A 24,576-nucleotide genomic window follows, 5' to 3' on the forward strand; every position below is an offset into this window, starting at 1 on the left:
CGGCCATCTTCTTGCCCTTGAACACCTTGCCGGGGTCCTGGCGCTGGCCGGTCGAGCCGTGCGAGCGATGCACGACGGAGACGCCGTGAGTGGCGCGCAGACCGCCGAAGTTCCAGCGCTTCATGGCGCCCTGGAAGCCCTTGCCCTGGCTGGTGCCGGTCACGTCCACGAACTGGCCGGGAACGAAGTGATCCGCCGTGATCTCGGCGCCGACCTCGATCAGGTTCTCGGGGCTAACGCGAAACTCGGCAAGCTTGCGCTTGGGCTCGACGTTGGCGACGGCGAAGGTGCCGCGGTCCGACTTGGTCAAATTCGCGGGCTTGCGGGTGCCGGCTCCGACCTGAATGGCGGTGTAGCCGTGCTTATCGGCGGTGCGCTGCGAGAGGACCTGAAGCTTCTCGAGCTTCAGAACCGTCACAGGCACATGCTCGCCCGCATCCGTGAAGATGCGGGTCATGCCGACTTTCTGTGCAATCACTCCGGAACGCATTTCTCGCATTCCTTCCTTTTTATTCGCGGCCAAAACGGGAGATCCCGCTCAGCGCGGCATCCTCTAGAGCTTGATTTCCACGTCCACGCCTGCAGCCAGGTCGAGCTTCATCAGCGCATCGACCGTCTGCGGCGTGGGATCCACGATGTCCAACATGCGCTTGTGCGTGCGCATCTCGAACTGCTCGCGGCTCTTCTTGTCGATGTGCGGAGAGCGGTTGACCGTGAAGCGCTCGATGCGGGTCGGCAAGGGAATGGGTCCCCGAACCTCCGCGCCGGTGCGTTTCGCAGTGTTCACGATCTCACGCGTCGACGCATCGAGAATGCGATGGTCGAACGCCTTGAGCCGGATGCGGATGTTTTGGCCGTTCATTGTCTTCGAACCCGCTAAATGAGAGAAGCGCTCTAGCCCGGCGTCACCGCCGCCCTCTCGAGCGCCTCTCTTCTTTGCTACTCTACGATCTTGGTGACGACGCCGGCGCCAACGGTGCGGCCACCTTCGCGAATGGCGAAGCGGACCTTCTCTTCCATGGCGATCGGCGAGACGAGCTCAACATCCACCGCGATGTTGTCACCCGGCATGACCATTTCCGTGCCTTCCGGCAGCGTCACGACGCCGGTGACGTCGGTCGTGCGGAAGTAGAACTGGGGGCGGTAGTTGGTGAAGAACGGCGTGTGGCGGCCGCCCTCTTCCTTGGTGAGGACGTAGGCCTCAGCCTTGAACTTCTTGTGCGGCTTCACCGAGCCCGGCTTGGCGAGAACCTGGCCGCGCTCAACGGCTTCCTTGTCGATGCCGCGCAGGAGGCAACCGACGTTGTCGCCGGCCTCGCCCGCGTCGAGGAGCTTGCGGAACATCTCGACGCCGGTGACGACCGACTTCTGCGTGTCGCGGAGACCGACGATCTCGATTTCCTCGCCGACCTTGACGACGCCGCGCTCGATACGACCGGTGACGACGGTGCCGCGGCCCGAGATCGAGAACACGTCTTCGATCGGCATCAGGAAGGGCTGATCCTTCGGACGCTCCGGGAGCGGGATGTAGGTGTCGAGAGCCTCGTAGAGCTTGATGATGGCTTCGTCAGCCAGCGGGCCCTTCTCGCCGTTCAGTGCCTTCACGGCGGCGCCGCGGATGACCGGCGTGTCGTCGCCCGGGAACTGGTACTTCGAAAGAAGCTCGCGGACCTCCATCTCGACGAGGTCGAGCAGCTCCGGATCATCAACGATGTCGCACTTGTTGAGGAACACGACGATGTAGGGAACGCCGACCTGACGGGCGAGCAGGATGTGCTCGCGGGTCTGCGGCATCGGGCCGTCAACAGCCGACACGACGAGGATCGCGCCGTCCATCTGAGCGGCGCCGGTGATCATGTTCTTCACGTAGTCGGCGTGGCCGGGGCAGTCGACGTGCGCGTAGTGGCGGTTCGGCGTCGCGTACTCGACGTGCGAGGTGGCGATCGTCAGAATCTTGGTGGGGTCGCGGCGACCCTGGCTCTCGGAGGCCTTGGCCACGTTGTCGTAGCTGATGGCCGTCGTCGTCCAACCGCGGTCGAACGAGACCTTGGTCAGGGCTGCGGTCAGCGTGGTCTTGCCGTGGTCGACGTGACCGATGGTGCCGACGTTGCAGTGCGGCTTGTTGCGCTCGAATTTCGCTTTGGCCATCGTAGGCTCTCCTTAACTCTTCTCATCCTGCCCAGGCTTTGCCCGGATATCTTTCACCTCAGCCAGGGCCCGCAGCGGGGCCCTGTACTCAGGCGTATTTCGCCTTAACTTCATCTGCCACGTTGCGCGGCACGTCCGAATAGTGCGCGAACTGCATCGTGTAGGACGCGCGCCCCGTCGACATCGACCGGAGCTGGCTCACGTAGCCGAACATGTTCGCGAGCGGCACGTAGGCACGAATGACCGTCGCGTTGCCGCGCATCTCCTGCGTCCGGATCTGGCCGCGGCGGGAGTTGATGTCGCCGATGATGGAGCCGACGAAATCGCCCGGCGTCACCACCTCGACGTCCATGATCGGCTCGAGGATCTTCACGCCGCCCTTTTCGCAACCCTCTTTCATGGCTGCGCGGGTGGCGATTTCGAAGGCGATCGCGGACGAGTCCACCTCGTGGAAGGCGCCATCGTACAGCGTCACCTTCATGTCGACGAGCGGGAAGCCGATCAGCACGCCCGAATCCCATACCGACTTGACGCCCTTCTCGACGCCCGGGATGTACTCGCGGGGCACCGAGCCGCCGACGATGGAGGACTCGAAAACGTTGCCCTTGCCGGTCTCGTTCGGCTCGAGCTTCAGCTTGACGCGGGCGAACTGACCCGTGCCGCCGGTCTGCTTCTTGTGCGTGTAGTCGATGTCGGCCGGACGGGCGAGCGTCTCGCGGTAGGCAACCTGCGGCTGGCCGACGTTGGCTTCGACGTTATAGGTGCGCTTCAGGATGTCGACCTTGATGTCGAGGTGAAGCTCGCCCATGCCCTTCAAGATGGTCTCGCCGCTCTCCTGATCGACGGAGACGCGGAAGGACGGATCCTCGACGGCCATGGTGTTGAGCGCGATCGCCATCTTCTCCTGGTCGGCCTTGGTCTTGGGCTCGATCTTGAGATTGATGACGGGCTCGGGGAACTCCATCTTCTCGAGGATGACGGGCTTCGCCGGATCGCACAGCGTCTCGCCGGTGCGGGTATCCTTGAGACCCTGCAGCGCGACGATGTCGCCGGCGTAGGCTTCCTTGATCTCCTCGCGGTCGGCGGCGTGCATGAGATACATGCGGCCGGCACGCTCCTTCTTGTCGCGCGAGGTGTTGGCGAGCGCCATGCCCTGCTCGAGCTTGCCCGAGTAGATGCGGCAGAAGGTGATCGAGCCGACGTGCTCGAAGCTCATGATCTTGAAGGCGATCATAGCCAGCGGCTCGCTGTCGGACGGACGGCGCGGGCTCTCATCGCCGGTCTTCGGATCGATGCCCTTGTAGGCTTCGCGATCGAGCGGGCTCGGAAGGAAATCGACGACGGCGTCGAGGAGAGGCTGCACGCCCTTGTTCTTGAACGCCGAGCCGCACATCATCGGGTAGAAGGCGCGCGTGACGGTGGCCTTGCGGATCAGCTTGCGGAGCGTATCCTCGTCGGGCTCCTTGCCCTCGAGGTAAGCCTCCATGGCGGCGTCGTCCATCTCGACGGCGGCCTCGATCATGCTGGCGCGGAATTCCGCGGCCTTGTCGGCGAGATCGGCCGGGATCTCGCCCTCGACCATCTTGGCGTCCTTGCCGTCACCGTCCCAGGTGATGGACTTCATCTTGATGAGGTCGATGACGCCCTTGAAGTTGGCCTCGGCGCCGATGGGGATCTGCAGGGGAATGGCGCGCGCGCCCAGCTTGTCCTTGATGTCGGCGAGACACATGAAGAAGTCGGCGCCGGTCTTATCCATCTTGTTGGAGAAGATGATGCGCGGAACGTTGTACTTGTCGCCCTGACGCCAGACGGTCTCGGTCTGCGGCTCGACGCCCTGGTTGCTGTCGAGAACGCACACGGCGCCGTCGAGCACGCGCAGCGAGCGCTCCACCTCGATGGTGAAGTCGACGTGGCCAGGCGTGTCGATGATGTTCAGGCGGCGCTTCTTGCCGTCGCGGCCGGTCCAGAAACAGGTGGTCGCGGCCGACGTGATCGTGATGCCGCGCTCAGCTTCCTGCTCCATGAAGTCCATCGTCGCGGCGCCATCATGCACCTCGCCGATCTTGTAGGACTTGCCGGTGTAATAGAGGATCCGCTCAGTCGTCGTCGTCTTGCCAGCATCAATGTGGGCCATGATGCCGAAGTTGCGGTAGTCCTCAATGGCGTATTGCCGGGCCATGTGTCTCTATCCTTCGCGCTCCAGTTGCCCCGTTCTCGGCGGAGCCAAGCTCCGCTTCGGCGCAACCGCGCTATATCCTTCGATTTACCAGCGATAGTGAGAGAACGCCCGGTTGGCGTCCGCCATCTTGTGAGTGTCTTCACGCTTCTTGACCGCCGTGCCGCGGTTCGAAGCTGCATCGAGCAGCTCGCCCGACAGGCGCTCGACCATCGTGTTCTCGTTCCGGCTGCGGGCCGCAGTGATGATCCAACGGATCGCGAGCGCCTGACGGCGCTCGGAGCGAACCTCGACCGGAACCTGATAGGTCGCGCCGCCAACGCGCCGCGAACGAACCTCGACGGCCGGCATGACGTTATCGAGCGCCTGATGGAACATGGCGATCGGATCCGATTTCGCCTTCTGTTCCATACGCTCGAGCGCACCATAAACGATCCGCTCGGCGACCGACTTCTTGCCGTGGGACATAACCGCGTTCATGAACTTGGTCAGAACCAGATCCGCGAACTTCGGATCCGGATTGACTTCGCGCTTCTCTGCACTGTGACGACGGGACATGTGTCCTGGTCCTTCGCTTCAATTCGCTTTCGGCTCACTCCCGGGCGAGCCACCTGGAAACTTCGAGATCCCGGATCCGTCCGCTTCCCAAGCGGCTCGTCCGGGATACCTCTGCTCGGAGGCCCTTACTTCGGCCTCTTCGCTCCGTATTTCGAACGACGCTGCTTGCGGTTGGCGACGCCCTGGGTGTCGAGCACGCCGCGCAGAATGTGGTAACGGACGCCGGGGAGATCCTTGACGCGGCCGCCGCGGATCAGGACCACGGAGTGCTCCTGGAGGTTATGACCCTCGCCCGGGATGTAACCGATGACCTCGAAACCGTTGGTCAGGCGGATCTTGGCGACCTTACGAAGGGCCGAGTTGGGCTTCTTCGGGGTCGTCGTGTAGACGCGGGTGCACACGCCACGTTTCTGAGGGCAAGCCTCCATGTGGCGCGACTTCTCGCGGTAAACCTTCGGGCTCCGGGGTTTCCGGATCAGCTGCTGTATCGTCGGCATCAAGCGCCCCGCTTCTCGTTCGGCTCCAAACCCGCTGGCCCGTCCCGGCACCGCGCATCCGATGAGCGCATGCGCCAAACGAAACCCGCCGAGCCCCGGAGCCCCGGAAGCCTGGCACGGAAAAAACCAGAGGATCCTCCGGCTTGCCTTTCGGCTTGCCAGCGATCTTGGTCCGAAAATGTCCTCTGCTTTGGGACGGCAGCGTTTAGGCTAAAGCGCAAACGAGCGCGGAGATGGCCTACCACCTACCGTGAGAGTGGCGTTCCTATATACACTTGCGGATTCCCGGTCAACACCTCGCGGCACTTGTTTTTGCAAGAAGTGACGTGACATTTCCTTGCGCGGGCCGTTTGGAGCATTTCGTGCCGTCCGTACCCTTCAGATCGCAGCGTTTATCATAGGAAAGTCTTTTTTCGGGGCCAGACCTCGAACGCAGGGTTGACCAGGGGTTGTGCGGGGCTCCCGTCACTTATAATTGGCGATTTTCTCGGCGTGGAGGGCGAAATGCCTCCTTTCCTCGGCGCGTCGGCGCTCGACACCAAGCCTCTCTCGGGCGGCAAGACCTTGGCCCAGACCTCAGGCCCCAACCTTTGGCACGCGGGGCTGCTTTTTCTGGCCTTCTTCGTGCTGGTCGCGATCCCGACGATGTTGCTGTGGGGGTTGGGAGGGCTGATCGCGGCCGTAATTTTGCTGGCCGTCGTGTGGCCGCTGGCCGTGCGCATGCCGCCCGAGGCGGTGATGCGCCTCTATCAAGCGACGCGCATTCCGCGGGACGACAGCCAGCTTTCGAGCCTCGTCGACGTGCTGTGCTACCGGGCCGATTTGCCGCGGCGGCCGGACCTCTATGTCATTCCGAGCGCGACCCTCAACGCCTTTGCCGCGGGGTCCCGGGATCATTCGGCCATCGCCGTTACCGAAGGGTTGCTCAGGCGACTGTCGCTCGCCGAAACGGCCGGGGTGCTGGCGCACGAGATGGCCCATATCCGCAACAACGACCTCCTCGTGATGGGGCTCGCGGACGTCATTACGCGCGTCCTGCAGCTCATGAGCTATGCGGCGCTCGGCCTGGCGCTGTTCAACGTGTTCGCGCTCACGACCGGGGAGGACACGATCTCATGGTGGGCGGTGCTGCTGCTGTATCTGGCGCCGGCCCTTTCGAGCCTGCTCCAGCTCGGTCTTTCGCGGGCGCGGGAGTTCGAGGCCGACCGGACGGCCGTCGCGCTCACGGGGGATGCGGCCTCGCTCGCCTCGGCGTTGCGCGGGCTCGAAACCTATACCGGGCATTTCTGGGAGGATCTCATGTTCCCCGTGCCGGCCCGGCGTGTGCCGCTGCCGTCCTTGCTCCGAACGCATCCCGAGACGGAGGATCGCGTCGAGCGGCTCAAGAGCATCGCTGCCGCGCCTGAGGAGCACCTGCGCCACGCGCCGCTGGTCATCGTCGAGCAGCCGATGATGTCGCTCGTCGGCTACGGGCCGGGCGACATGCGCCCGCGCTACCGCTGGCCGGGGCTATGGTTCTGAGACACCAAAAAAGGGAAGCAAACGCAGGGGATGTGACGGCGCGAGGGGTTGCCTCTGCGCCCGGGCGCGCGTATCAGCGCCGATATGAATGATACGACCAACCTCGGCCCGCCGCCGCCTCGCTCGACGCTGAAGCTCGAAGCCATTCCGGATCTCGTTCAGCGTCTGCGCGCGGGCGAGCGCCGCGCCATCGCGGCTGCGGTGACGGAGCTCGAGAAGCTCTCGACGAGCGCTCCGCCGCTGCTCGAAGCGCTGCAGCCCTATCTCGGTCACGCGCTCGTGGTCGGATTCACGGGACCGCCGGGCGCCGGGAAATCCACACTCGTCAACGCAGTCATCGCGCATGTGCGCTCGCAGGGTGGAACCGTGGGCGTGATTGCTGTCGATCCGTCCAGCCCGATCTCGGGCGGCGCCATCCTCGGCGACCGCATCCGCATGACGGCAGCCCTCGACGACGACGGCGTTTTCGTGCGCTCGCTCGCGAGCCGCGGCTACCTGGGTGGGCTTTCGCCAGCCGCCGTGCGCGTGATCGACGCGCTCGACGCGGCAGGATTCGACCTCGTTCTTCTGGAGACGGTCGGCACGGGGCAGAGCGAGATGGACGTCGCCGAAGTGGCGGACGTGCGCGTCGTGATCTCGGCGCCGGGGCTCGGCGACGACATCCAGGCCATGAAGTCGGGATTGCTCGAGATCGCCGATATCCTGGTCGTCAACAAAGGCGACCGCGAAGGCGCCGAGCTGACGCTGCAGCAACTGCTCGGCGCGCTGTCGATCCGATCGATGCGGTCGCACATTCCCGTTCTCAAGACCACGGCGACAACCGGCGACGGCGTGCCGGAGCTCGTGTCGGCGGTGCGCGAGGTGGGGGGCAAGGGTGGAGACGCGATGTCCCGCCGGCGCCGGCGCGCGCGCTACCTCATCGCACGGGCAGCGGCGGACATCGTCGCCAGGCGCGTGAAGGAGGACAGCGGCCGCGAGATCGACGGCCTCGCCGACGAGGTTCTGTCCGGGCGTGTCAGTCCCGACATCGCGGCGCGCAAGCTGCTCGGAAGCTAGGGTGTGTGCTCATAAGGATGGTGACGAGGCTGGACCTCAGTTCATGACGCGCCGGACGACCGGGAGTTTGCCCATCGCACTTATGCGCAACGGTGGTTCAGCTATTCCGAACAACCTGGGATAGAGATTTTGCAGCATGGCAAAGATCGTCTTCGGAATGAATCTGTCCCTGGACGGCTATGTCGACCATCAGGAATTTTCGCCCGGCCCCGTACTCTTTCGTCACTGGATAGAGCAAGTGCGCGGCGCGGCCGGCAGTGTCTATGGCCGCCGCATGTACGAGATCATGCGCTATTGGGACGAAGACCATCCTGAGTGGACCCCGGACCTGCGCGACTTCGCGGAGGCGTGGCGCCGTCAACCGAAGTGGGTCGTATCGCGCTCGTTGAAGTCCGTCGGCCCGAACGCCACACTTGTCGCGGATGACATCGAGGCGGTGATACGCGGGCTGAAGAATGAGCTCGCAGGCGAGATTCACGTCAGCGGACCAGAGCTGGCGGGAAGCTTAATCGAGCTCGGTCTTGTCGACGAGTATCGACTCTACTTTCACCCCGTCGTGCTTGGTCACGGCAAGCCATTCTTCGCCGGACGCCGGCCGCCGCTCCGCCTTGTGGCCAACGACTTGATCGGCGAGGACGCGATCAGGCTGACTTACATTCCGGCTTAGTACCTCACCCGGACGCCGACTCCGATTGGGCTAACGAGGCCACGACCTAGCCCAAGAGGGCGCGGAGCATCCAGCCGACCAGGAACATGAGGACCATACCGGCGCCGAGAAGGGCGCCGCGGTGGCGGCGGATGATCGCCTGATAGGCGGGCGGCTGGATGATGCGTTGCGTGGTTTCGACGCCGTCGTCATCCGGACGCAACGCGGCGACGGGCGCAATGTCGGGGCGCAGGAGGCGGGTCGGTGCATCCTCGGCGGCCGCGACCGCAACGTCCTCGGCGATCTTGAGCACCAGAACGGTGGTGTTGTCCTGATCTGGCGTATCCTTTGCCAGCACGGCGTCGATCAGGCTTTCCGCCACCTTTTCCGGCGCTGCGTCGCGGTTCGCGTAGACGATGTCGCCGATCTCGTCGCCTTCGAGGGTGGCGATGCCGTCGCTGGCCAGGATGAGCCAATCGCCATCCGCGAGCGGATAGGGATCGGCCTCGAGGTCGACAATCTCGATCGGCTTACCGGTCAAGGCCGAGCGCAGAGCGTTGCGATAGGGATTCTTCTCCGCCTCGACGGCCGAGATCTTTTTGCGCTGAACCTGATCGTCGAGAAAAGCGCCGAGCGAGTGGTCGGCGTTGAGGCGCAACACTTCGGGCGCGCGAAACAGCAAGAGCAGCGAATCTCCGACGCTGACCCAGGACAGGCCGCGGCCGTCGACCCACGCGCCGATCAGCGTGCACCCCATGCCCTTGAGACCGGGATTGGCGGCCACGTGGGCGGTGATGGCGGCGTTGCCCGCGTCAAGCGACACCTGAAGCCGCTCGCCAACGTCACCACCCGAGCCCGTGAATGTGGAAACGAAGGTCCGGCAAGCCAGCTCGCCCGCGATCTCGCCGCCGGCGTGCCCTCCCATCCCGTCGGCGACCACCGCGAGCAGGCTCTCGCCGCTTCGGGTGGCGGCTTGAGCTCCGGACGGCCAGATCTCGAAGGCATCTTCTTGATTGGCACGCTTGCCGGTCGTGGCTCGGGCTGCGCCTGCCACGCGCCATGTCATGCGTCTTTGACCTCGTCGCTCCAATTGAAGTCGGGGCCGCAGCAGGGAAAGAAGCGGAACGTGGTGTTGCCGATGCGAAACTGGTCGCCCGACTTCAGCTCGGTCGGCTGCAGCACCGGCTTGTCACCCAGACGGACGAGGTTCGATTTGCCGCCGTGCTGCAGGTAGAAGGTGCGGGTTTCGTCGTCGTAGGTGATGAAAGCGTGCTCCTCACGCGAGATGCTCTCGTCGCCAAAATCGAGGCTGATGCGCTGGCTCGGGGCGCGCCCGACGGAGTTCATGCCGACGAACACAGGGCGGAAGCCGCCGCGGCCTGGCCCCTTGACGACGACGATCCAACCGGCAACGGGCTCTATGTCCACTGCTCCCTCTCGTACGACCTGGGTCTTGGCTTGTTGGGGCCGCATCTTCACGGTTGCCTGGCCGGTGGGGGCCCCCGATGCCGGCGTTGCGCCAGGGAACGTGCCAACGAGGCGCGTGGTGCCGATGACGGATCCGCCGCGGGGCACCGCAGGAGGATCCGACGCCCCTCCCTCAGCCACGTCGGGACGCATGACCAAGCGGGTCTTCTTGTTACCCGCGACCTCATCGTCGTCGTCCGGGTGACGCGGATCTTTGCTCATCGTCAGGTCTCCTCGATCTCCCCCGGCACTCCGGTCGACGGTTTAGGCCAAAAACTCCGTTTCGGCGCGGAAGCGCAGGCGCACCTCGCCAAGCTCCACCATGTCGCCGTCGTTCAGCTCGCGCGACTTGTACTTGGTCCTGTTGACGACGACGCCGTTGCCGCCACCCAGGTCCGTGATCACGAACCGGCGCGTATCAGCGTTGTAGTGCAGCACCGCATGGCGGCGCGAAATGGAGTCGTTCTGCAGGCAGATGTCGTTGTCCCGGTGCCGACCGACGCGCACATTTGTCGTACGCAACGGATGGCGGGATGCATTGCCGTCCATCATCTCCAGCCAACCATAGACGACTGGGCGTCCCTCGGCATCGCGCAGGAGCTCGCCCTCACCCGGGTCGGCGGCTTCGCCGGTGACGGCCTCCGTGACCGGCTCCGTCACGTCCTCTGTCACGTCCTCCGCCTGGCCGGCCACAGGCGGCTGCCCAGAAGGCAGCAGGCCCTGGCCGTATTTGCGGAAGGCGACCCCGGCGCCGATCAGTGCACCAATGATGCCGAACAGGAGAATGGAATTGTCCGAGATCCAATCCAGCACACCGGCGGGCTCCGGCGGCGTCTCCGGCTCCGTGCGCTGGAAGGTGGTCTCCAAGGCCGGCTGCGGCGGCGCCGGGATCTCGACCTTCTCTTCGGTCTCGAGGCTCTGCCCGTCCGTGAGATTGGCGGAGATGACGACCGTCCGGGCGCCGGATGGTCCTTTGAGGTCCGCCTTCAGCGTTCCACCATTCTCCAGAACCTCGCCGACGAAACGGCTGGAGATAACGTCCTTGGTGAAATCCTTGCCCGAGCCCTGCTTGACCTCGGTTGCATAGCCGCCCGTGTCCTCGGCAAGGCGGGAGAGCTTCTGGAAGTTGGGCCGGTCGGTGCGGTCGTCATAGTAGCCGAGGACATGGATCGTGACGCCGGCATCCTTGGCGGCTTTAACCACCTGATCGTGCCCATAGCCCGTATCGTCCGAGGTGCCGTCTCCCAGGATGACGAGGGCCTTGCGGTCGCCGCTTTCCTTGGTCAGGGCCTCGATCGCCTGCAGGACCACCTTGTAGAGTTGTACCGTCGCGCTTGCCGGCTTGACGGCGATGATCTGGCGCACGAACTCGGCCTTCGACGCCCCGGAATCGGAGACGAGATTGAGGTCGTTGGCGAAAGTGTAGGCGGCGAAGCGGCGTTTGCCCTGGCGCGGATCGGTCAATGTGACGACGGCGTCGCCGATCTGAGACAGCGTGGTGCGCCGCGCATTCGGCATGAGCTGCATCAGGTAGGCGGTGGTGGTGCCCTGGGCGGTCGGATCGTACGGCTCGAATTTGGCCTCCAACCCGTCTTTTTCACCCTTAATTGCCGCCTTTACGTCCTTGAAGACGGCAAACCCATTGGCGCGCACATCGCAGGTCAGGCTCGGCGGGGCGGCGCCTACGGCCTTGGCGGGCTCGCCGCATTTGGAAATGATCTTGGTCTGCGCGGCGCCGGCGGCAAACGATCCCAGTACGGAGAAAAGCAAGCCGATTGCAACAATCGCTTCGCGCTGCCTCGCCGGGCGCCGCATCCTCGCGTCTCCACGTATGGTCCCATGTCTGTAAGTAAAAAACATCCTACGCCGAGGGTGTTTGGCGTTCAACATCGCGGGGCCGAGACCCCACAGAGTGTTGCCCGTTAGCGTTAGTGGACGTTTCGCCGCCACCCCCGCGGGACCGCGAGAGTAACCCTTTCCGGCGCAAGGCGAATGGGGCATTCTCAGCGTGCCCCCAAGCGAGGTCGGAGGAGATTGGCGCTCCATGGATGCTCGAGACGAGACCGTGCTGCCACCGGGCACGCGGATCGATCAGTACATCATCACCGGGGTTCTGGGGCGCGGCGGATTCGGCATCACCTATCTCATCAGAGACGAGATGCTGAACAAAGACTTCGCGCTCAAGGAGTTCTTTCCCGAGGATCTCGTCCGCCGCGAGGGCCAGAGTCTCAAGTTCCTTTCGCGCGTCAATGCGGAGGAGGACTATCGCTGGGCGCTCAAGAAATTCTTCGACGAAGCGCGGCTGCTGGCGCAGTTCAATCATCCCAACATCATCGGCGTCCGGCGCGTGTTCGAGCTCAACGACACGGCCTACATGGTGCTCGACCTCGTCAAGGGCATGACGTTCGAGAAATGGCTGCGCGGGCTCGACAGTCGGCCGACGCAGGACGAACTCGATCTGGTTGCGGGGCCGCTTCTCTCGGCACTCGAACTCGTGCACGAGAACCGCACGTGGCATCTCGACATCTCGCCCGAGAACATCATGATCCGCGCGGCGGACGGATCGCCGATCCTGCTGGACTTCGGGGCTTCGCGCTTCGAGATCAAGCAACGTTCGCAGCTTGTCTCGGCGCTCGTATTCAAGAGCGGCTACTCGGCGCCCGAGCAATACACCTCAAACGCGGACCGCTACGGCGCCTGGACCGATATCTATGCGTTCGCCGCGACGCTCTATCGCGCGGTCACGGGACAGCGGCCCGACGAAGCTACATCGCGTCAGCTTTCGGACGATTTGAAGCCGGCCGTGGAGGCCGCGGCGGGCCACTATCGCGAGAGCTTTCTGGCCGCCATCGACGAGGCGCTCCGCCTTCTCCCCGGCGAACGGCCGCGGTCGGTCGCGCAATGGCGGCCGTCGCTGCTCGGCGGCAGCGATGTGGTGTCGGTCGAGCCGTCGTCGGCGGCGAATACCGTCCTGATCGCGAAGCCGCGCACAGCCACGCGCCCGGCGCCGAACGTCTACACGCGGCTCATCAAAACAAGCCTGTCGAAGATCGGCGGGGCGGCAAAAAAATCGAAAGCGATCTATGCGGTCATTGCCGCGAGCGTGCTGATGCTGCTTGGCGGCACGTTGCTGATCGCCGGCGGCGGCAGAAATCCTTTCGCCGAGTGCGGCGGCCTGCTCTCGCGTGCCGACTGCTGGGGGGCGGTGGTCGACAAGGGCGGCAACATCTTTGCGCGCGTCGAGGAGCCGAGCAAGGAAGCGGCAGAGAGAGCGGCCATGAAGACGTGCACCGACAAGCTCGGCGCCGAGGGATGCACGCTGATCGCCAGCATCTCGAAAGACGAGTGCTGGGCGCTGGCGGAGATGCCGGCCGATCCCGCACGCTGGCGCGCGGCGACGGGCAAATCCATGGAGTTCGCGCAGAAGGACGCCCGCTGGGACTGCGAGCGCGCCTACGGAACGTGCCAGGTGGCGCTGACCTTCTGCGCCGACGGCACGAAGGGGAAGTGATCTACGTACCCCCTTCCCCGCGCGCTAACGCATCGCGGCCTCTCCCCAAGGAGAGAGGCGAAAGTGGTTGCGTACCCTTCTTTCCTACTCGCGGAAGCGGTTGGTGATGGGATAGCGGCGGTCGCGGCCGAAGTTGCGCGACGAGATCTTGACCCCTGGGGCCGCCTGGCGGCGCTTGTACTCGGCGAGATAGAGAAGCCGCTCCACCTTTCGCACGACGTCGGGATCGTGGCCGCGCGCGATGACGTCGCCGACCGGCATCTCCTTCTCGACCAGGCAGGCGAGAATGTCGTCCAGGACATCGTAGGGCGGCAGGCTGTCCTGATCGGTCTGGTTCTCGCGCAGCTCCGCCGTCGGCGGTCTCGTGATGATGCTCTCGGGAATGACGATCCCCGCCGGGCCTAAAGCGCCTTTCGGCACATGCGCGTTGCGCCAGCGCGCCAAGCGATAGACCTCCTGCTTGTAGAGATCCTTGACGGGGTTGAAGCCGCCGTTCATGTCGCCGTAGAGGGTCGCGTAGCCGACGCTCATCTCGCTCTTGTTGCCGGTGGTCAGCACCATGGCGCCGAACTTGTTCGAGATGGCCATGACGATGACGCCGCGGGCGCGGCTCTGAATGTTCTCCTCGGCGATGTCCGGCTGTTTGCCGGCGAAGAGAGGAGCCAGCGCTTCGGAGAAACCTTTCACGGCGGGCTCGATCGGCACGGTTTCGAAGCGGATGCCCAGCGCCTCGGCGCAGCTTGCGGCGTCAGCGACGCTCTGGTTGGACGTATAGCGATAGGGCATCATGATGGCGTGGACTCGCTCCGCACCCAGCGCATCCACGGCCATGGCGGCGACGAGCGCGCTGTCGATGCCGCCGGAGAGACCCAGCACGACGCCGGGAAAGCGGTTCTTGTCGACATAGTCGCGCAGGCCGAGCACACACGCGTGATACGCCGCTGCGTCGCCTTCCGTCAGCCGATGCACCGAACTTTGCTTGCACTGCCAGCCGCCGTCGACCTTCGTCCATTCGGTGAGCGCGACGTGCTCCTCCCAGGCTGGCAATTGGACCGCGAGCGAGCGGTCGGCGTCGAGCACGAAGGAGGCGCCGTCGAAAACCAACTCGTCCTGGCCGCCGACCTGATTGACGTAGGCGAGCGGCAGTCCGGTCTCGGTGACACGCGCAACCGCGACGTTCATGCGTACGTCCGGCTTCTTCCAGTCGAAGGGCGAGCCGTTGGGAACGATCAGGATCTCCGCCCCGCATTCGGCGAGGCACTCCGTCACCTCATCCTTCCAGATGTCCTCGCAGATGGGGACACCGAGGCGTACGCCGCGGAAGGCAATGGGGCTCGGCAGCTCGCCGGCGGTAAACACGCGCTTCTCGTCGAAGACGCCGTAGTTCGGGAGATCGACCTTGAAGCGCACGGCGGAAACGGTACCGCCATCCAGCAGAGCCACCGCGTTGTAGATGGCGCCGTTCTCAGGCCACACGGTGCCCACGAGCACGGCCGGGCCTTCGCCCATGCGGGCGGCCAGGGCCTCGAGGCGCGCGCGCGTTGCGGTGTGGAAGGCGGGCTTCAGCACCAGATCCTCGGGCGGATAGCCGGTGAGGAACAGCTCCGGAAACACGATCAGATCGGCTCCTCGCGCCGCCGCTGTCTCGCGGGCGTCGAGAAGCTTCTGCTCGTTACCCGCAAGGTCCCCCACGATGGGGTTCAGCTGGGCGAGCGCAATCTTCAGGGATGTGGCAGCCGGGGCAGGTGTACTCATGGGGGTGAGATTTAGGGGGCCTGCCGCTTCGGGTCCAGGGGCTTCCTCACTCCGAGGCCAAGGCCGATCAGCACGGCAGCATGTTGTGGTGCTTGGCGAATGCCAGCATGGCGTAGCGCAATCCGGGACCGCCCTGGATCTGCATGTCGCCGCCGATGTGAAGGACCTGCGGTCCGCCGTCGAGCGCGTAAAAGGCGTCGGTCAGCCCTGAAAGCTCGTTGTCCCAGTCGTTCCAGCCGTCGTGGGTGTGGAAATGCGTCTCGCGGCGCTGCTGGGTGTCGCGCGGAAAAGGGGCCGCGAACATGGCGATGCCGCGCCTCATCAGCTCGGCCTGGCGGTCGAGCCCGATCTCGGCCAAGGCGTCCGCGACCTCGGGCGCGATCGCTCCCTCTCCATTGTAGAAGAACTGGTGCACGCCGCCGTTCTCGAACTCATAGTTGAAGGCGGCGAGGATCAAGAGCGTGCGTTGCGGCTTGCTCAAGGCGGCCAGCCTCTCCTGCACCTCGGCATAGGGCTTCCAGAAATCGATCCGCCCCACCAGAGAGGTCGTCAGGTACTCGAAGCGATCCATGTCGCTGAGTTTCATGCGCGCGGACTCGATGCGCTTCCAAAGCGCGGGGGTGCGGTTGACGTAGTCGACGATGATCCCGGTCCATGTCTCGCGCGTTCCGAACCCCTTGCTCAGCGCGAGAAGCCTGTGATCAAACGCGTTGAGCTCCTGCGTCTCGGTGGCGTAGCCGAAGAATTTCTCGCGTTGCTCGTCGTCGACCGGATAGACGGCGCCGAACAGTGCCATGGCTTCGACGAAGAGGGCGTGTTCCCGTGCGAGACCGGCCGCCTTCAGCGCATCGCGCACGGCCGGCGCGTTGCGTCCGGCTTTCAGATAAAAATAGGTGTGCAGTCCATCGGCACCGAGGCCGTTCCTCAGAGCGTGCAGAAGCGCGAGCGTCCGCATGTCGGGATCGAGGCTGTCGAGCGAGGCCAGGAATTTTTCGGGCGGATCAAGAATGTCGCGCACGGAATATCGGCCAATCTCGTTCTGGATCAGCTCCCAAAACGGGATCTCTGTCATGCTGGTGCGTTGCTCGCTCGAAAATGGGGTCGGCGCGTCGTGAAGACGGCAGCCGTTGTTCTTGACGTCGGGCTGCCAGGTGGGAATGGGGACGAGCCGGTCCTCGAGGCGCTCCTTTTTCTTGGGCGGAGGCGCGCCGCTGTCGTCCTGGATGGCGGCGGCCGGCAGGGCAAAAAGGAGCGCAATTGCCGCGGCGAGGTGCGCCGGAATGGCATTGTTCAGTCTCCCGACCCGACGTCGATGCATCTCACCCCTCCGGTGCAGCATTGTACTCGGGCCATCGCTAGCGGCTGCTGGTGTTGACCGGGGTTCCGTGCGGAACTGACCGCGCCCCCATGCATGGCAATCTGAGCGGTCCTGCGAATATTGCAATGCCCATCACCAACCCGACGGTAGACCGCGGCACCCGCGATCTCTATCAGAGTAGAGACACCTCCCTCCGCGCGAGTCTCCCTTTCGCATGCTGTCCGTTCTCTCCATCGTTGCGCCCGTGTTTGCGCTCATCGCGAGCGGCTATCTTGCGCGACGCATTGGCGTCATCGGGCTTGCTGCCGTCTCGGAGCTCAACCGCTTCGTCGTCTATCTGGCCCTGCCGGCGCTGCTGTTCGACATCATGGCGCATGCGCGGCCCAGCGACCTCGCGCAGCCGGGTTTCATCCTCGCGTTCGGTCTCGCTTCCGGTGCCGTGTTTTACGGCACGTTGACGGTGAGCCTGCTCGCAGGACGTCGGCTCGCGTCGGCAAGTATCGACGCGCTGCTCGGGTCCTATGCAAACACGGCCTATATGGGCTTTCCCGTCTTGTGGATGCTCTTCGGCGCCGACAGCCTGGTGCCGGTGACGATCGTCTCCATCATCACCGTATGCGTGCTTTTCGCCTCGGCCATCGCGCTGATCGAAATCGCAAGCCATAACGAGCGTCATCCCCTGCGCCTCGCGGCCAAGGTGGCCAGCTCGCTCGTGCGCAACCCGCTCCTGATCGCGCCGGCGCTCGGCGCTCTCTATGGGGCGACGGGGCTCGGCTTTCCGACAGCGGCCGAAACGTTCTTCAAACTGCTCGGAGGCGCGGCGAGTCCGCTGGCGCTGGTGGTAATCGGTCTCTTTCTCGGCGAGCCGCGTCCGGTCGCGCGGGCGGAGGTGGGGGCCTCGGTCGGGCTGGCGGCCGTCAAGCTCTTCGTGCACCCGGCCCTCACCTGGGGGCTCGCGACGGCGCTTGCTGTGCCGCCGAAGCTTTCCGCGATGGCGGTGCTGCTGGCGGCCATGCCGACGGGCACGGGGCCGTTCATGCTGGCGGAGTTCTACAAGCTGCCCGCAGTGATTACGTCGGCGGTCATTCTCGCTTCGACACTGGGGGCGCTCATCACGCTGCCGCTCTTGATGCTTGCCCTCGGCGTGGGGGCTCAACCTTAACCGCCGCGGCGGTAGCCCGACCGCCCGGCTTCGACTAATTGACAGGGGCGGGCGACACCGCATCCCCTTGTAAGGGGCGCCGCCATCGGGCACAGCAGTCAAAACCTGAAAAGAAGGCCATTCCCATGCGTCTCGACGCGATCCCGATCGGCAAAAATCCTCCCGACGACGTCAACGTGCTGATCGAGGTGTCGGTTGGCGGTGAGCCGATCAAATACGAGCTCGACAAGGCCTCGGGAACGCTCTGGATCGACCGCTTTCTCTATACGCCCATGCGCTACCCGGGAAATTACGGCTTCGTCCCGCATACGCTCTCGGAGGACGGCGATCCGATCGACGTGCTGGTGTGTAACACGCGCACGATCATCCCCGGCTCCGTCATCAACTGCCGCCCGGTCGGCGTCCTGGTCATGGAGGACGAGGGCGGCGGCGACGAGAAGATCCTCGCCGTGCCTGCGCCCAAGATCTCGCAGCGGTACGAGAAGATCCTGAACTACACCGACATGCCGTCGATCTCGCTGAAGCAGATCGAGCACTTCTTCTCGCACTACAAGGATCTCGAGCCCGGCAAATGGGCCAAGATCAGCCATTGGGGCGATGCCGCAGAAGCCAAACAGCGGATCATTGAAGCCATCGCGCGCGCGGAAGCCAAGGGCTGAGCCCTACCCAGGCCTCGTAACTAAGCGACTTTTTCAGCCGCAGACGTGTTGGTCGGAGCAGCGGCCGTCGCGTCGTATGCCGTCTTTATGTAGGCGTTGCCGGCGTGGGTGATCTTCGTCGTCCAGCCGGTATCCCAGGCGATGACGGCCGACACGCCGTCGGTATCCCAGGTTCCGCTCATGCCTTCGCCATCGCGGCTCGCTTCGGCGATGCCGGATGCAGACAACAGAATCTCGAAGGTTTCGCCGTTCGAGTCCTCCACGGACCACGTACCGACGAACTCGTTGTCGTCCAAATCAGCGCCGTGGTCTCGGGCCAGCGCGTCGGCGCTCGCCACCCTGGCACCTCTGCCCAAACTTGCCATTTGGCTTCCTCCGCTCGTCAGCGGCGCCGTGGCTGGCACGGCGCATTGGCCTCAGATCAGAGAAAAACGCCTGGCCCGGATGAGGGTTCCTTCGCTCAACCGGCTGCGGCTGCCGGCAGGCTCGGCAAACCGCGCGCCTCGCGCTCGAGCTTCATGCGCTCGGCGACGAGGAAGGCCAGCTCCAGCGACTGATCGGCGTTGAGGCGCGGGTCGCATTGGGTGTGGTAGCGATCCATGAGGTCGGTCTCGGAAATCGCCGTCGCGCCACCCGTGCACTCGGTCACGTTCTGGCCCGTCATCTCGACGTGAATACCGCCGGCATGCGTGCCCTCGGAGCGATGCACGTCGAAGAACGCCTCGACCTCCTTCAGGATGCGATCGAAGGGACGCGTCTTGTAACCGTTGGCCGCACTGATGGTGTTGCCGTGCATGGGATCGCATGCCCAGACGACCGTGCGACCGGCCTTCTTCACGGCACGGATCAGCTTCGGCAGATGCTGAGCGACCTTCTCGTGGCCGAAGCGGCAGATCAACGTCACGCGACCCGCCTCATCCTTGGGATTGAGCAGGTCGATCAGGCGAAGGAGCCCGTCCGCCTCGAGCGAAGGGCCGCACTTGATGCCGATCGGGTTCTTGACGCCGCGGCAGAACTCGATGTGCGCGTGATCGGGTTGGCGCGTGCGGTCGCCGATCCACAGCATGTGGCCCGACGTGGCATACCAGTCGCCGCTCGTCGAATCGAGGCGCGTCAGCGCCTGCTCGTAGTTCAAGAGCAGCGCCTCGTGGCTGGTGTAGAAGCTCGTCGCGCGCAGCTGGGGCGTGTTGGCGCTCGTGATACCGCAGGCGCGCATGAAGCCCAGCGTCTCGGCGATGCGATCGGCGAGCTCCTGGTAGCGATGACCCTGCGGGCTGTCCTTGACGAAGCCCATGTTCCATTGGTGCACGCGCTCGAGATCGGCATAGCCGCCGGTCGCGAATGCACGGATCAGGTTCAAGGTCGCGGCGGACTGCCTGTAGGCCTCAAGCTGGCGCTGCGGATCGGGAATACGCGACTCGGGCGTGAACTCGGCGCCGTTGATGATGTCGCCGCGGTAGCTCGGCAGCTCCTGGCCGTCCTTCTTCTCGGTCGGCGAGGAACGGGGCTTGGCGAACTGGCCGGCGATGCGGCCCACCTTCACCACGGGGCTGCCGCCGGCATAGGTCAGCACGACCGCCATCTGCAGGAAGACGCGGAAGAAGTCGCGGATATTGTCGGCGCGATGCTCGAGGAAGCTCTCGGCGCAGTCGCCGCCCTGAAGCATGAAGCCTTCGCCCTTGGCAACCTCGCCGAGCGCCTTCTTCAGCTCGCGCGCCTCACCGGCAAAGACGAGCGGCGGAAAGGTCGCAAGCCGGCCCTCGACATCCTTCAGCGCGGCGGCGTCGGGATACTCGGGCACCTGGACGATCGGAAGCGAACGCCAGCTGTCGGGGGACCAAGTTGCGGCCATGGTATTCACCTTCTCCACCTGTCGCGCGAGCCGATACGGTCCCGCGCGACCTCTCCATTTCCGGAGATTACGCAAGTTTCTGGGCGGCTTATAGGGCAAGTGATTGCGGATAGATAGGGTGCCGATCGCCGGTCGCCAGGGGGAGCCCGATTGCGGCACTGCAACGAAAGAAGGCGGCCGGTTGCCCGGCCGCCTTCTCAACTCTCAAGCTTGGATCCCAGCCTACTCGGCCACGCGGCGGCGGCGGCGCGCCGGCCCTGCGTCCAAGCCGGGAGGAGACAGCGCCTTTTCGGCTTCGCTGCGCGCCTTCTCCTTGCTGATCAGCTCGTCGCGCTTGGCTGCGATGCGGCGAAGGCCGCGCAGCATGCCACCGGTACCGGCCGGGATCAGACGGCCGACGATGACGTTCTCCTTCAGGCCCTCGAGCGTATCCGACTTGCCGATGACGGCGGCGTCGGTCAGCACGCGGGTGGTCTCCTGGAAGGACGCAGCCGAGATGAACGAGCGGGTCTGCAGCGAAGCCTTGGTGATGCCGAGTAGAACCGGCGTCGCCGAAGCCGGGCGCTTGCCCGCCTTCTCGATCTTGGCGTTGATCTCATCGAACTCGATGCGATCGATCTGCTCGCCCTTGATCAAGTCGGTCTCGCCAACGTCGGTGATCTCGACCTTCTGCAGCATCTGCCGGACGATGACCTCGATGTGCTTGTCGTTGATGGTCACGCCCTGCAGACGGTAGACGTCCTGGATCTCGTTGATCAGGTAGTTGGCGAGCTCCTCGACGCCCTTGATGGCCAGGATGTCGTGCGGGGCCGGGTTGCCGTCGTAGATGTAATCGCCGCGCTCCAAGTGGTCGCCAGGCTGGACAGCCAGGCTCTTGCCGCGCGGGATCAGATACTCGACCGGCTCCCCGCTCTCATCGTCGGGCTTGATGGTGATGCGCTGCTTGTTCTTGTAGTCCTTGCCGAACTCCACCGTACCCGAGATCTCGGCGATGATGGCGTGATCCTTGGGACGGCGTGCCTCGAAGAGCTCGGCCACGCGCGGCAGACCGCCCGTGATGTCGCTCTGCTTGGCGGAGGCCAGCGGAACGCGCGCGATGACGTCGCCCGCCTTCACATCCTGCCCGGGCTCGACCGAGAGAATGGCGTCGACGGTCAGCAGGTAGCGGGCGTCGCCGCCGCGAGCCACCTTGATGTGCTTGCCCTTGCTGTCCTTGACGACGATCGCGGGCTTGAGCTCGGCGCCACGCGGAGTTGCACGCCAATCGACGATGACGCGATTGGTGGTGCCCTTGACCTCGTCCGTCTGCTCGCGCACGGACACGCCCTCGAGCAGGTCCTCGAACTCGACCTTGCCCGTTGCCTCCGTGATGATGGGACGGGTGTAGGGGTCCCACTGCGCCAGCTTGGTGCCGCGCTTGACCTCGTCGCCCTCGTCGACGTGCAGGCGGGCGCCGTACTGGATCTTGTGGGTTGCAAGCTCCTTGCCCGACTGATCGACGATGACCACCGACATGGTGCGGGCCATGGCGATGAGACGGCCCTGGCCGTCCTTCACCAACGCCCGGTTCTTGATCTTCACCTTGCCGTTGAAGTTGCTCTCGATGAACGAGCTATCGACGACGTTGGCGGTGCCGCCGATGTGGAACGTGCGCATCGTGAGCTGCGTGCCCGGCTCGCCGATCGACTGAGCGGCAATGACGCCAACCGCTTCGCCGATGTTGACGGGCGTGCCGCGAGCGAGATCGCGGCCGTAGCACTTGCCGCAAACGCCGGTGATGGTCTCGCAGGTGAGCACCGAGCGGATACGAACCTCTTGGATTTGCGCCTTCTCGATCGCCTCGGCGTGACGCTCCTCGATGAGATCGCCCGCCTTGATGATGATCGACTCCTCGCCCTTCGGGCCGGTCGCGACGACGTCCTCGGCGGCCGTGCGGCCGAGCACACGGGCGCCCAGCGAGACGATCACCTGACCAGCGTCAACGACAGCCTGCACCTTGATGCCGCGATCGGTGCCGCAATTCTCCTCGGTGATGATGCTGTCCTGCGCGACGTCGACAAGACGACGCGTCAGGTAGCCCGAGTTGGCGGTTTTCAACGCCGTGTCGGCGAGACCCTTACGGGCACCGTGGGTCGAGTTGAAGTACTCGAGAACCGAGAGGCCCTCCTTGAAGTTGGAGATGATCGGCGTCTCGATGATCTCGCCCGACGGCTTGGTCATGAGACCGCGCATGCCAGCGAGCTGCTTCATCTGGGCCGGCGAGCCGCGCGCACCCGAATGGCTCATCATGTAGATGGAGTTGATCGGCTTCTCGCGCCCTTCGGCATCCTTGGGGCTGGTTGAGATGCGTTCCATCATCTCCTTGGCGATCTGATCGGTGCACTTCGACCATGCGTCGACGACCTTGTTGTACTTCTCGAGCTGCGTGATCAGGCCGTCGTTGTACTGCTGCTCGAACTCGCGCACCATTTCCGTGGTGTCGTGCACGATCTTCGTCTTGGTGTCGGGGATCAGCATGTCGTCCTTGCCGAACGAGATGCCGGCCTTGAACGCATGATGGAAGCCCAGCGCCATGATGCGGTCGCAGAAGATCACCGTCTCCTTCTGACCGCAGTTGCGGTAGACGGCATCGATCATGCCGGAAATGGCCTTCTTGGTGAGGAGCTGGTTGACGAGCGCGAACTTCACGCCCGGCTTCTTCGGCAGCACCTCGCCCAGGATCATGCGGCCCGGCGTGGTCTCGACGATATCGGTGACCGGCTCGCCTTCCGCGTCGAGGGAGCGGACGCGTGCCTTGATCTTGGCATGCAGCGACACGGCGCCGGCCTCGAGCGCGTGACGAATCTCGCCCACCGAGCCGAAGACCATGCCTTCGCCAGCTTCCTTGTCGCGGATGATCGACAGGTAGTAGAGGCCCAAGACGATGTCCTGCGAGGGAACGATGATCGGCTGACCGTTCGCCGGATGCAGAATGTTGTTGGTCGACATCATGAGCACGCGCGCCTCGAGCTGGGCTTCCAGCGAGAGGGGCACGTGGACGGCCATCTGGTCGCCGTCGAAGTCGGCGTTGAAGGCAGCGCAAACCAGCGGGTGAAGCTGGATCGCCTTACCCTCGATCAGTTGCGGCTCGAACGCCTGGATGCCGAGGCGATGCAGCGTCGGGGCGCGGTTCAAGAGAACGGGGTGCTCGCGGATGACCTCGTCGAGGACGTCCCAAACCTCCGGCTTCTCCTTCTCCACGAGCTTCTTGGCTTGCTTGACGGTGGCCGCCTGGCCGAGTGTCTGCAAGCGCGCGTAGATGAACGGCTTGAACAGCTCGAGCGCCATCTTCTTCGGCAAGCCGCACTGATGGAGCTTGAGCTCGGGGCCGACGACGATGACCGAGCGGCCCGAGTAGTCGACGCGCTTGCCGAGCAGGTTCTGACGGAAGCGGCCCTGCTTGCCCTTCAGCATGTCGGCGAGCGACTTCAGCGGGCGCTTGTTGGCGCCGGTGATGACGCGGCCGCGGCGGCCGTTGTCGAACAGGGCGTCGACGGCCTCCTGCAACATGCGCTTTTCGTTGCGGATGATGATGTCGGGCGCGCGCAGCTCCATCAGCCGCTTCAAGCGATTATTGCGGTTGATGACGCGGCGATAGAGGTCGTTCAGGTCCGAGGTCGCGAAGCGGCCGCCGTCGAGCGGCACGAGAGGGCGCAGCTCGGGCGGGATGACCGGGACGACGGTCAGGATCATCCACTCGGGCTTGTTGCCGCTCTCGATGAAGCTCTCGATGACCTTCAGGCGCTTGCCGAGCTTCTTGGGCTTGAGGTCCGTCGTCGCCTCGGCGATCTCCTGGCGCAGGTCGTCGCGGATCTTCGGCAAGTCCATGCCGACCATGAGCTCGCGGATCGCCTCGGCGCCGATGCCGGCGGTGAAGCTGTCGGGGCCGTGCTCCTCGATGGCCTGATTGTACTGCTCCTCCGTCAGGAGCTGTCTCTCCTTGAACGGCGAGATGCCCGGCTCGATGACGATGTAGTTCTCGAAGTAGAGAACGCGCTCGAGGTCCTTCAGCGTCATGTCGAGCAGCAAGCCGATGCGCGAGGGCAGCGACTTCAGGAACCAGATATGCGCGACGGGCGCAGCAAGCTCGATGTGGCCCATGCGCTCGCGGCGGACCTTGGCGAGTGTCACCTCGACGCCGCACTTCTCGCAAATGAGGCCCTTGTACTTCATGCGCTTGTACTTGCCGCACAAGCACTCGTAGTCCTTGA

The 24,576-nt window shown here is 64.5% G+C and carries 20 protein-coding genes; 6 read left to right on the top strand and 14 right to left on the bottom strand.

Features of this window, described 5'->3' with window-relative positions; translation table 11 throughout:
- The 6 genes from rplC to rpsL all read right to left on the bottom strand — a co-directional run.
- Nucleotides 1-490 (bottom strand): 50S ribosomal protein L3 (gene rplC, locus QZV93_RS15795; RefSeq protein ID WP_295559587.1); only part of this gene is annotated, 490 nt, incomplete at its 3' end.
- 63 nt (nt 491-553) lie between these two features.
- Entirely contained in the window at nt 554-862 is a 309-nt protein-coding gene (gene rpsJ, locus QZV93_RS15800) for a 30S ribosomal protein S10 (RefSeq protein ID WP_020087370.1), read from the bottom strand.
- A gap of 77 nt (nt 863-939) precedes the next feature.
- A complete protein-coding gene (gene tuf / locus QZV93_RS15805; RefSeq protein ID WP_295559588.1) occupies nt 940-2,148 on the bottom strand; it encodes an elongation factor Tu in 1,209 nt (402 codons plus the stop codon).
- A gap of 88 nt (nt 2,149-2,236) precedes the next feature.
- Nucleotides 2,237-4,327 (bottom strand): elongation factor G, encoded by a 2,091-nt coding sequence (fusA, locus tag QZV93_RS15810; protein WP_295559589.1) that lies wholly within the window; start codon nt 4,325-4,327, stop codon nt 2,237-2,239.
- 84 nt (nt 4,328-4,411) lie between these two features.
- Nucleotides 4,412-4,882 carry a 30S ribosomal protein S7 gene (gene rpsG, locus QZV93_RS15815; RefSeq protein WP_295559590.1) on the bottom strand — a complete coding sequence of 157 codons (471 nt, stop codon included), beginning with the start codon at nt 4,880-4,882 and terminating at the stop codon, nt 4,412-4,414.
- Between the two features lie 125 nt (nt 4,883-5,007).
- Nucleotides 5,008-5,379 carry a 30S ribosomal protein S12 gene (rpsL, locus tag QZV93_RS15820; RefSeq protein WP_295559591.1) on the bottom strand — a complete coding sequence of 124 codons (372 nt, stop codon included), beginning with the start codon at nt 5,377-5,379 and terminating at the stop codon, nt 5,008-5,010.
- A 504-nt stretch (nt 5,380-5,883) separates the two neighbouring features.
- Between rpsL and QZV93_RS15825 the strand changes: the two genes are divergently transcribed.
- From QZV93_RS15825 to QZV93_RS15835, 3 genes are all read left to right on the top strand, one after another.
- A complete protein-coding gene (locus tag QZV93_RS15825) occupies nt 5,884-6,900 on the top strand; it encodes a zinc metalloprotease HtpX (protein WP_295559592.1) in 1,017 nt (338 codons plus the stop codon).
- Between the two features lie 84 nt (nt 6,901-6,984).
- Nucleotides 6,985-7,956, top strand: coding sequence for a methylmalonyl Co-A mutase-associated GTPase MeaB (gene meaB, locus QZV93_RS15830; protein ID WP_295559593.1), 972 nt, complete (start codon nt 6,985-6,987; stop codon nt 7,954-7,956).
- Nucleotides 7,957-8,092: 136 nt separating this feature from the next.
- Nucleotides 8,093-8,623, top strand: a complete 531-nt coding sequence (locus QZV93_RS15835) for a dihydrofolate reductase family protein (protein ID WP_295559594.1) — start codon at nt 8,093-8,095, stop codon at nt 8,621-8,623.
- 46 nt (nt 8,624-8,669) lie between these two features.
- Here QZV93_RS15835 and QZV93_RS15840 read toward each other — a convergent pair whose 3' ends face one another.
- Genes QZV93_RS15840 through QZV93_RS15850 form a run of 3 tightly spaced genes read right to left on the bottom strand, consistent with a single transcriptional unit; the run spans nt 8,670 to nt 11,884 of the window.
- Nucleotides 8,670-9,668, bottom strand: coding sequence for a protein phosphatase 2C domain-containing protein (locus QZV93_RS15840; protein ID WP_295559595.1), 999 nt, complete (start codon nt 9,666-9,668; stop codon nt 8,670-8,672).
- The gene (locus tag QZV93_RS15845; protein WP_295559596.1) at nt 9,665-10,291 is read right to left on the bottom strand and encodes an FHA domain-containing protein; all 627 of its coding nucleotides are present in this window, start codon (nt 10,289-10,291) and stop codon (nt 9,665-9,667) included. The genes QZV93_RS15840 and QZV93_RS15845 overlap by 4 nt, the downstream gene beginning before the upstream one ends.
- 42 nt (nt 10,292-10,333) lie before the next feature.
- Nucleotides 10,334-11,884, bottom strand: coding sequence for an FHA domain-containing protein (locus tag QZV93_RS15850; protein ID WP_295559597.1), 1,551 nt, complete (start codon nt 11,882-11,884; stop codon nt 10,334-10,336).
- A 229-nt stretch (nt 11,885-12,113) separates the two neighbouring features.
- Here QZV93_RS15850 and QZV93_RS15855 point away from each other — a divergent pair, with 229 nt between their 5' ends.
- On the top strand, nt 12,114-13,580 hold the full coding sequence (locus QZV93_RS15855) for a protein kinase (RefSeq protein WP_295559598.1): 1,467 nt from the start codon (nt 12,114-12,116) through the stop codon (nt 13,578-13,580).
- 84 nt (nt 13,581-13,664) lie between these two features.
- Here the strand turns inward: QZV93_RS15855 and QZV93_RS15860 are convergent, their stop codons facing one another.
- Both QZV93_RS15860 and QZV93_RS15865 read right to left on the bottom strand, forming a co-directional pair.
- Entirely contained in the window at nt 13,665-15,335 is a 1,671-nt protein-coding gene (locus QZV93_RS15860; RefSeq protein WP_295559599.1) for an NAD+ synthase, read from the bottom strand.
- 67 nt (nt 15,336-15,402) lie between these two features.
- A complete protein-coding gene (locus QZV93_RS15865) occupies nt 15,403-16,653 on the bottom strand; it encodes a DUF4375 domain-containing protein (protein WP_295559600.1) in 1,251 nt (416 codons plus the stop codon).
- Nucleotides 16,654-16,867: 214 nt separating this feature from the next.
- On the opposite strand from QZV93_RS15865, the gene QZV93_RS15870 reads away from it, so the two are divergent.
- Both QZV93_RS15870 and ppa read left to right on the top strand, forming a co-directional pair.
- A complete protein-coding gene (locus QZV93_RS15870; protein WP_295559601.1) occupies nt 16,868-17,815 on the top strand; it encodes an AEC family transporter in 948 nt (315 codons plus the stop codon).
- Nucleotides 17,816-17,940: 125 nt separating this feature from the next.
- Complete coding sequence (ppa, locus tag QZV93_RS15875; RefSeq protein WP_295559602.1) at nt 17,941-18,474, top strand: inorganic diphosphatase; 534 nt, start codon at nt 17,941-17,943, stop codon at nt 18,472-18,474.
- Nucleotides 18,475-18,494: 20 nt separating this feature from the next.
- On the opposite strand, the gene QZV93_RS15880 is transcribed toward ppa, so the two are convergent.
- The 3 genes from QZV93_RS15880 to rpoC all read right to left on the bottom strand — a co-directional run.
- Complete coding sequence (locus QZV93_RS15880; RefSeq protein ID WP_295559603.1) at nt 18,495-18,839, bottom strand: hypothetical protein; 345 nt, start codon at nt 18,837-18,839, stop codon at nt 18,495-18,497.
- A 95-nt stretch (nt 18,840-18,934) separates the two neighbouring features.
- Complete coding sequence (locus QZV93_RS15885) at nt 18,935-20,326, bottom strand: class II 3-deoxy-7-phosphoheptulonate synthase (RefSeq protein ID WP_295559604.1); 1,392 nt, start codon at nt 20,324-20,326, stop codon at nt 18,935-18,937.
- Nucleotides 20,327-20,548: 222 nt separating this feature from the next.
- The coding region (rpoC, locus tag QZV93_RS15890; protein WP_295559605.1) for a DNA-directed RNA polymerase subunit beta' at nt 20,549-24,576 on the bottom strand (4,028 nt) is incomplete at its 5' end.

The organism is uncultured Hyphomicrobium sp. (assembly GCF_902826555.1).
Classification (GTDB): Bacteria; Pseudomonadota; Alphaproteobacteria; order Rhizobiales; family Hyphomicrobiaceae; genus Hyphomicrobium_C.

Bases quoted from the DNA above. Each gene is read 5' to 3' on its own strand.
- rpsJ (WP_020087370.1), bottom strand. From the start codon at position 862: ATGAACGGCCAAAACATCCGCATCCGGCTCAAGGCGTTCGACCATCGC.
- tuf (WP_295559588.1), bottom strand. From the start codon at position 2,148: ATGGCCAAAGCGAAATTCGAGCGCAACAAGCCGCACTGCAACGTCGGC.
- fusA (WP_295559589.1), bottom strand. From the start codon at position 4,327: ATGGCCCGGCAATACGCCATTGAGGACTACCGCAACTTCGGCATCATG.
- rpsG (WP_295559590.1), bottom strand. From the start codon at position 4,882: ATGTCCCGTCGTCACAGTGCAGAGAAGCGCGAAGTCAATCCGGATCCG.
- rpsL (WP_295559591.1), bottom strand. From the start codon at position 5,379: ATGCCGACGATACAGCAGCTGATCCGGAAACCCCGGAGCCCGAAGGTT.
- QZV93_RS15825 (WP_295559592.1), top strand. From the start codon at position 5,884: ATGCCTCCTTTCCTCGGCGCGTCGGCGCTCGACACCAAGCCTCTCTCG.
- meaB (WP_295559593.1), top strand. From the start codon at position 6,985: ATGAATGATACGACCAACCTCGGCCCGCCGCCGCCTCGCTCGACGCTG.
- QZV93_RS15835 (WP_295559594.1), top strand. From the start codon at position 8,093: ATGGCAAAGATCGTCTTCGGAATGAATCTGTCCCTGGACGGCTATGTC.
- QZV93_RS15840 (WP_295559595.1), bottom strand. From the start codon at position 9,668: ATGACATGGCGCGTGGCAGGCGCAGCCCGAGCCACGACCGGCAAGCGT.
- QZV93_RS15845 (WP_295559596.1), bottom strand. From the start codon at position 10,291: ATGAGCAAAGATCCGCGTCACCCGGACGACGACGATGAGGTCGCGGGT.
- QZV93_RS15850 (WP_295559597.1), bottom strand. From the start codon at position 11,884: ATGCGGCGCCCGGCGAGGCAGCGCGAAGCGATTGTTGCAATCGGCTTG.
- QZV93_RS15855 (WP_295559598.1), top strand. From the start codon at position 12,114: ATGGATGCTCGAGACGAGACCGTGCTGCCACCGGGCACGCGGATCGAT.
- QZV93_RS15860 (WP_295559599.1), bottom strand. From the start codon at position 15,335: ATGAGTACACCTGCCCCGGCTGCCACATCCCTGAAGATTGCGCTCGCC.
- QZV93_RS15865 (WP_295559600.1), bottom strand. From the start codon at position 16,653: ATGCATCGACGTCGGGTCGGGAGACTGAACAATGCCATTCCGGCGCAC.
- QZV93_RS15870 (WP_295559601.1), top strand. From the start codon at position 16,868: ATGCTGTCCGTTCTCTCCATCGTTGCGCCCGTGTTTGCGCTCATCGCG.
- ppa (WP_295559602.1), top strand. From the start codon at position 17,941: ATGCGTCTCGACGCGATCCCGATCGGCAAAAATCCTCCCGACGACGTC.
- QZV93_RS15880 (WP_295559603.1), bottom strand. From the start codon at position 18,839: ATGGCAAGTTTGGGCAGAGGTGCCAGGGTGGCGAGCGCCGACGCGCTG.
- QZV93_RS15885 (WP_295559604.1), bottom strand. From the start codon at position 20,326: ATGGCCGCAACTTGGTCCCCCGACAGCTGGCGTTCGCTTCCGATCGTC.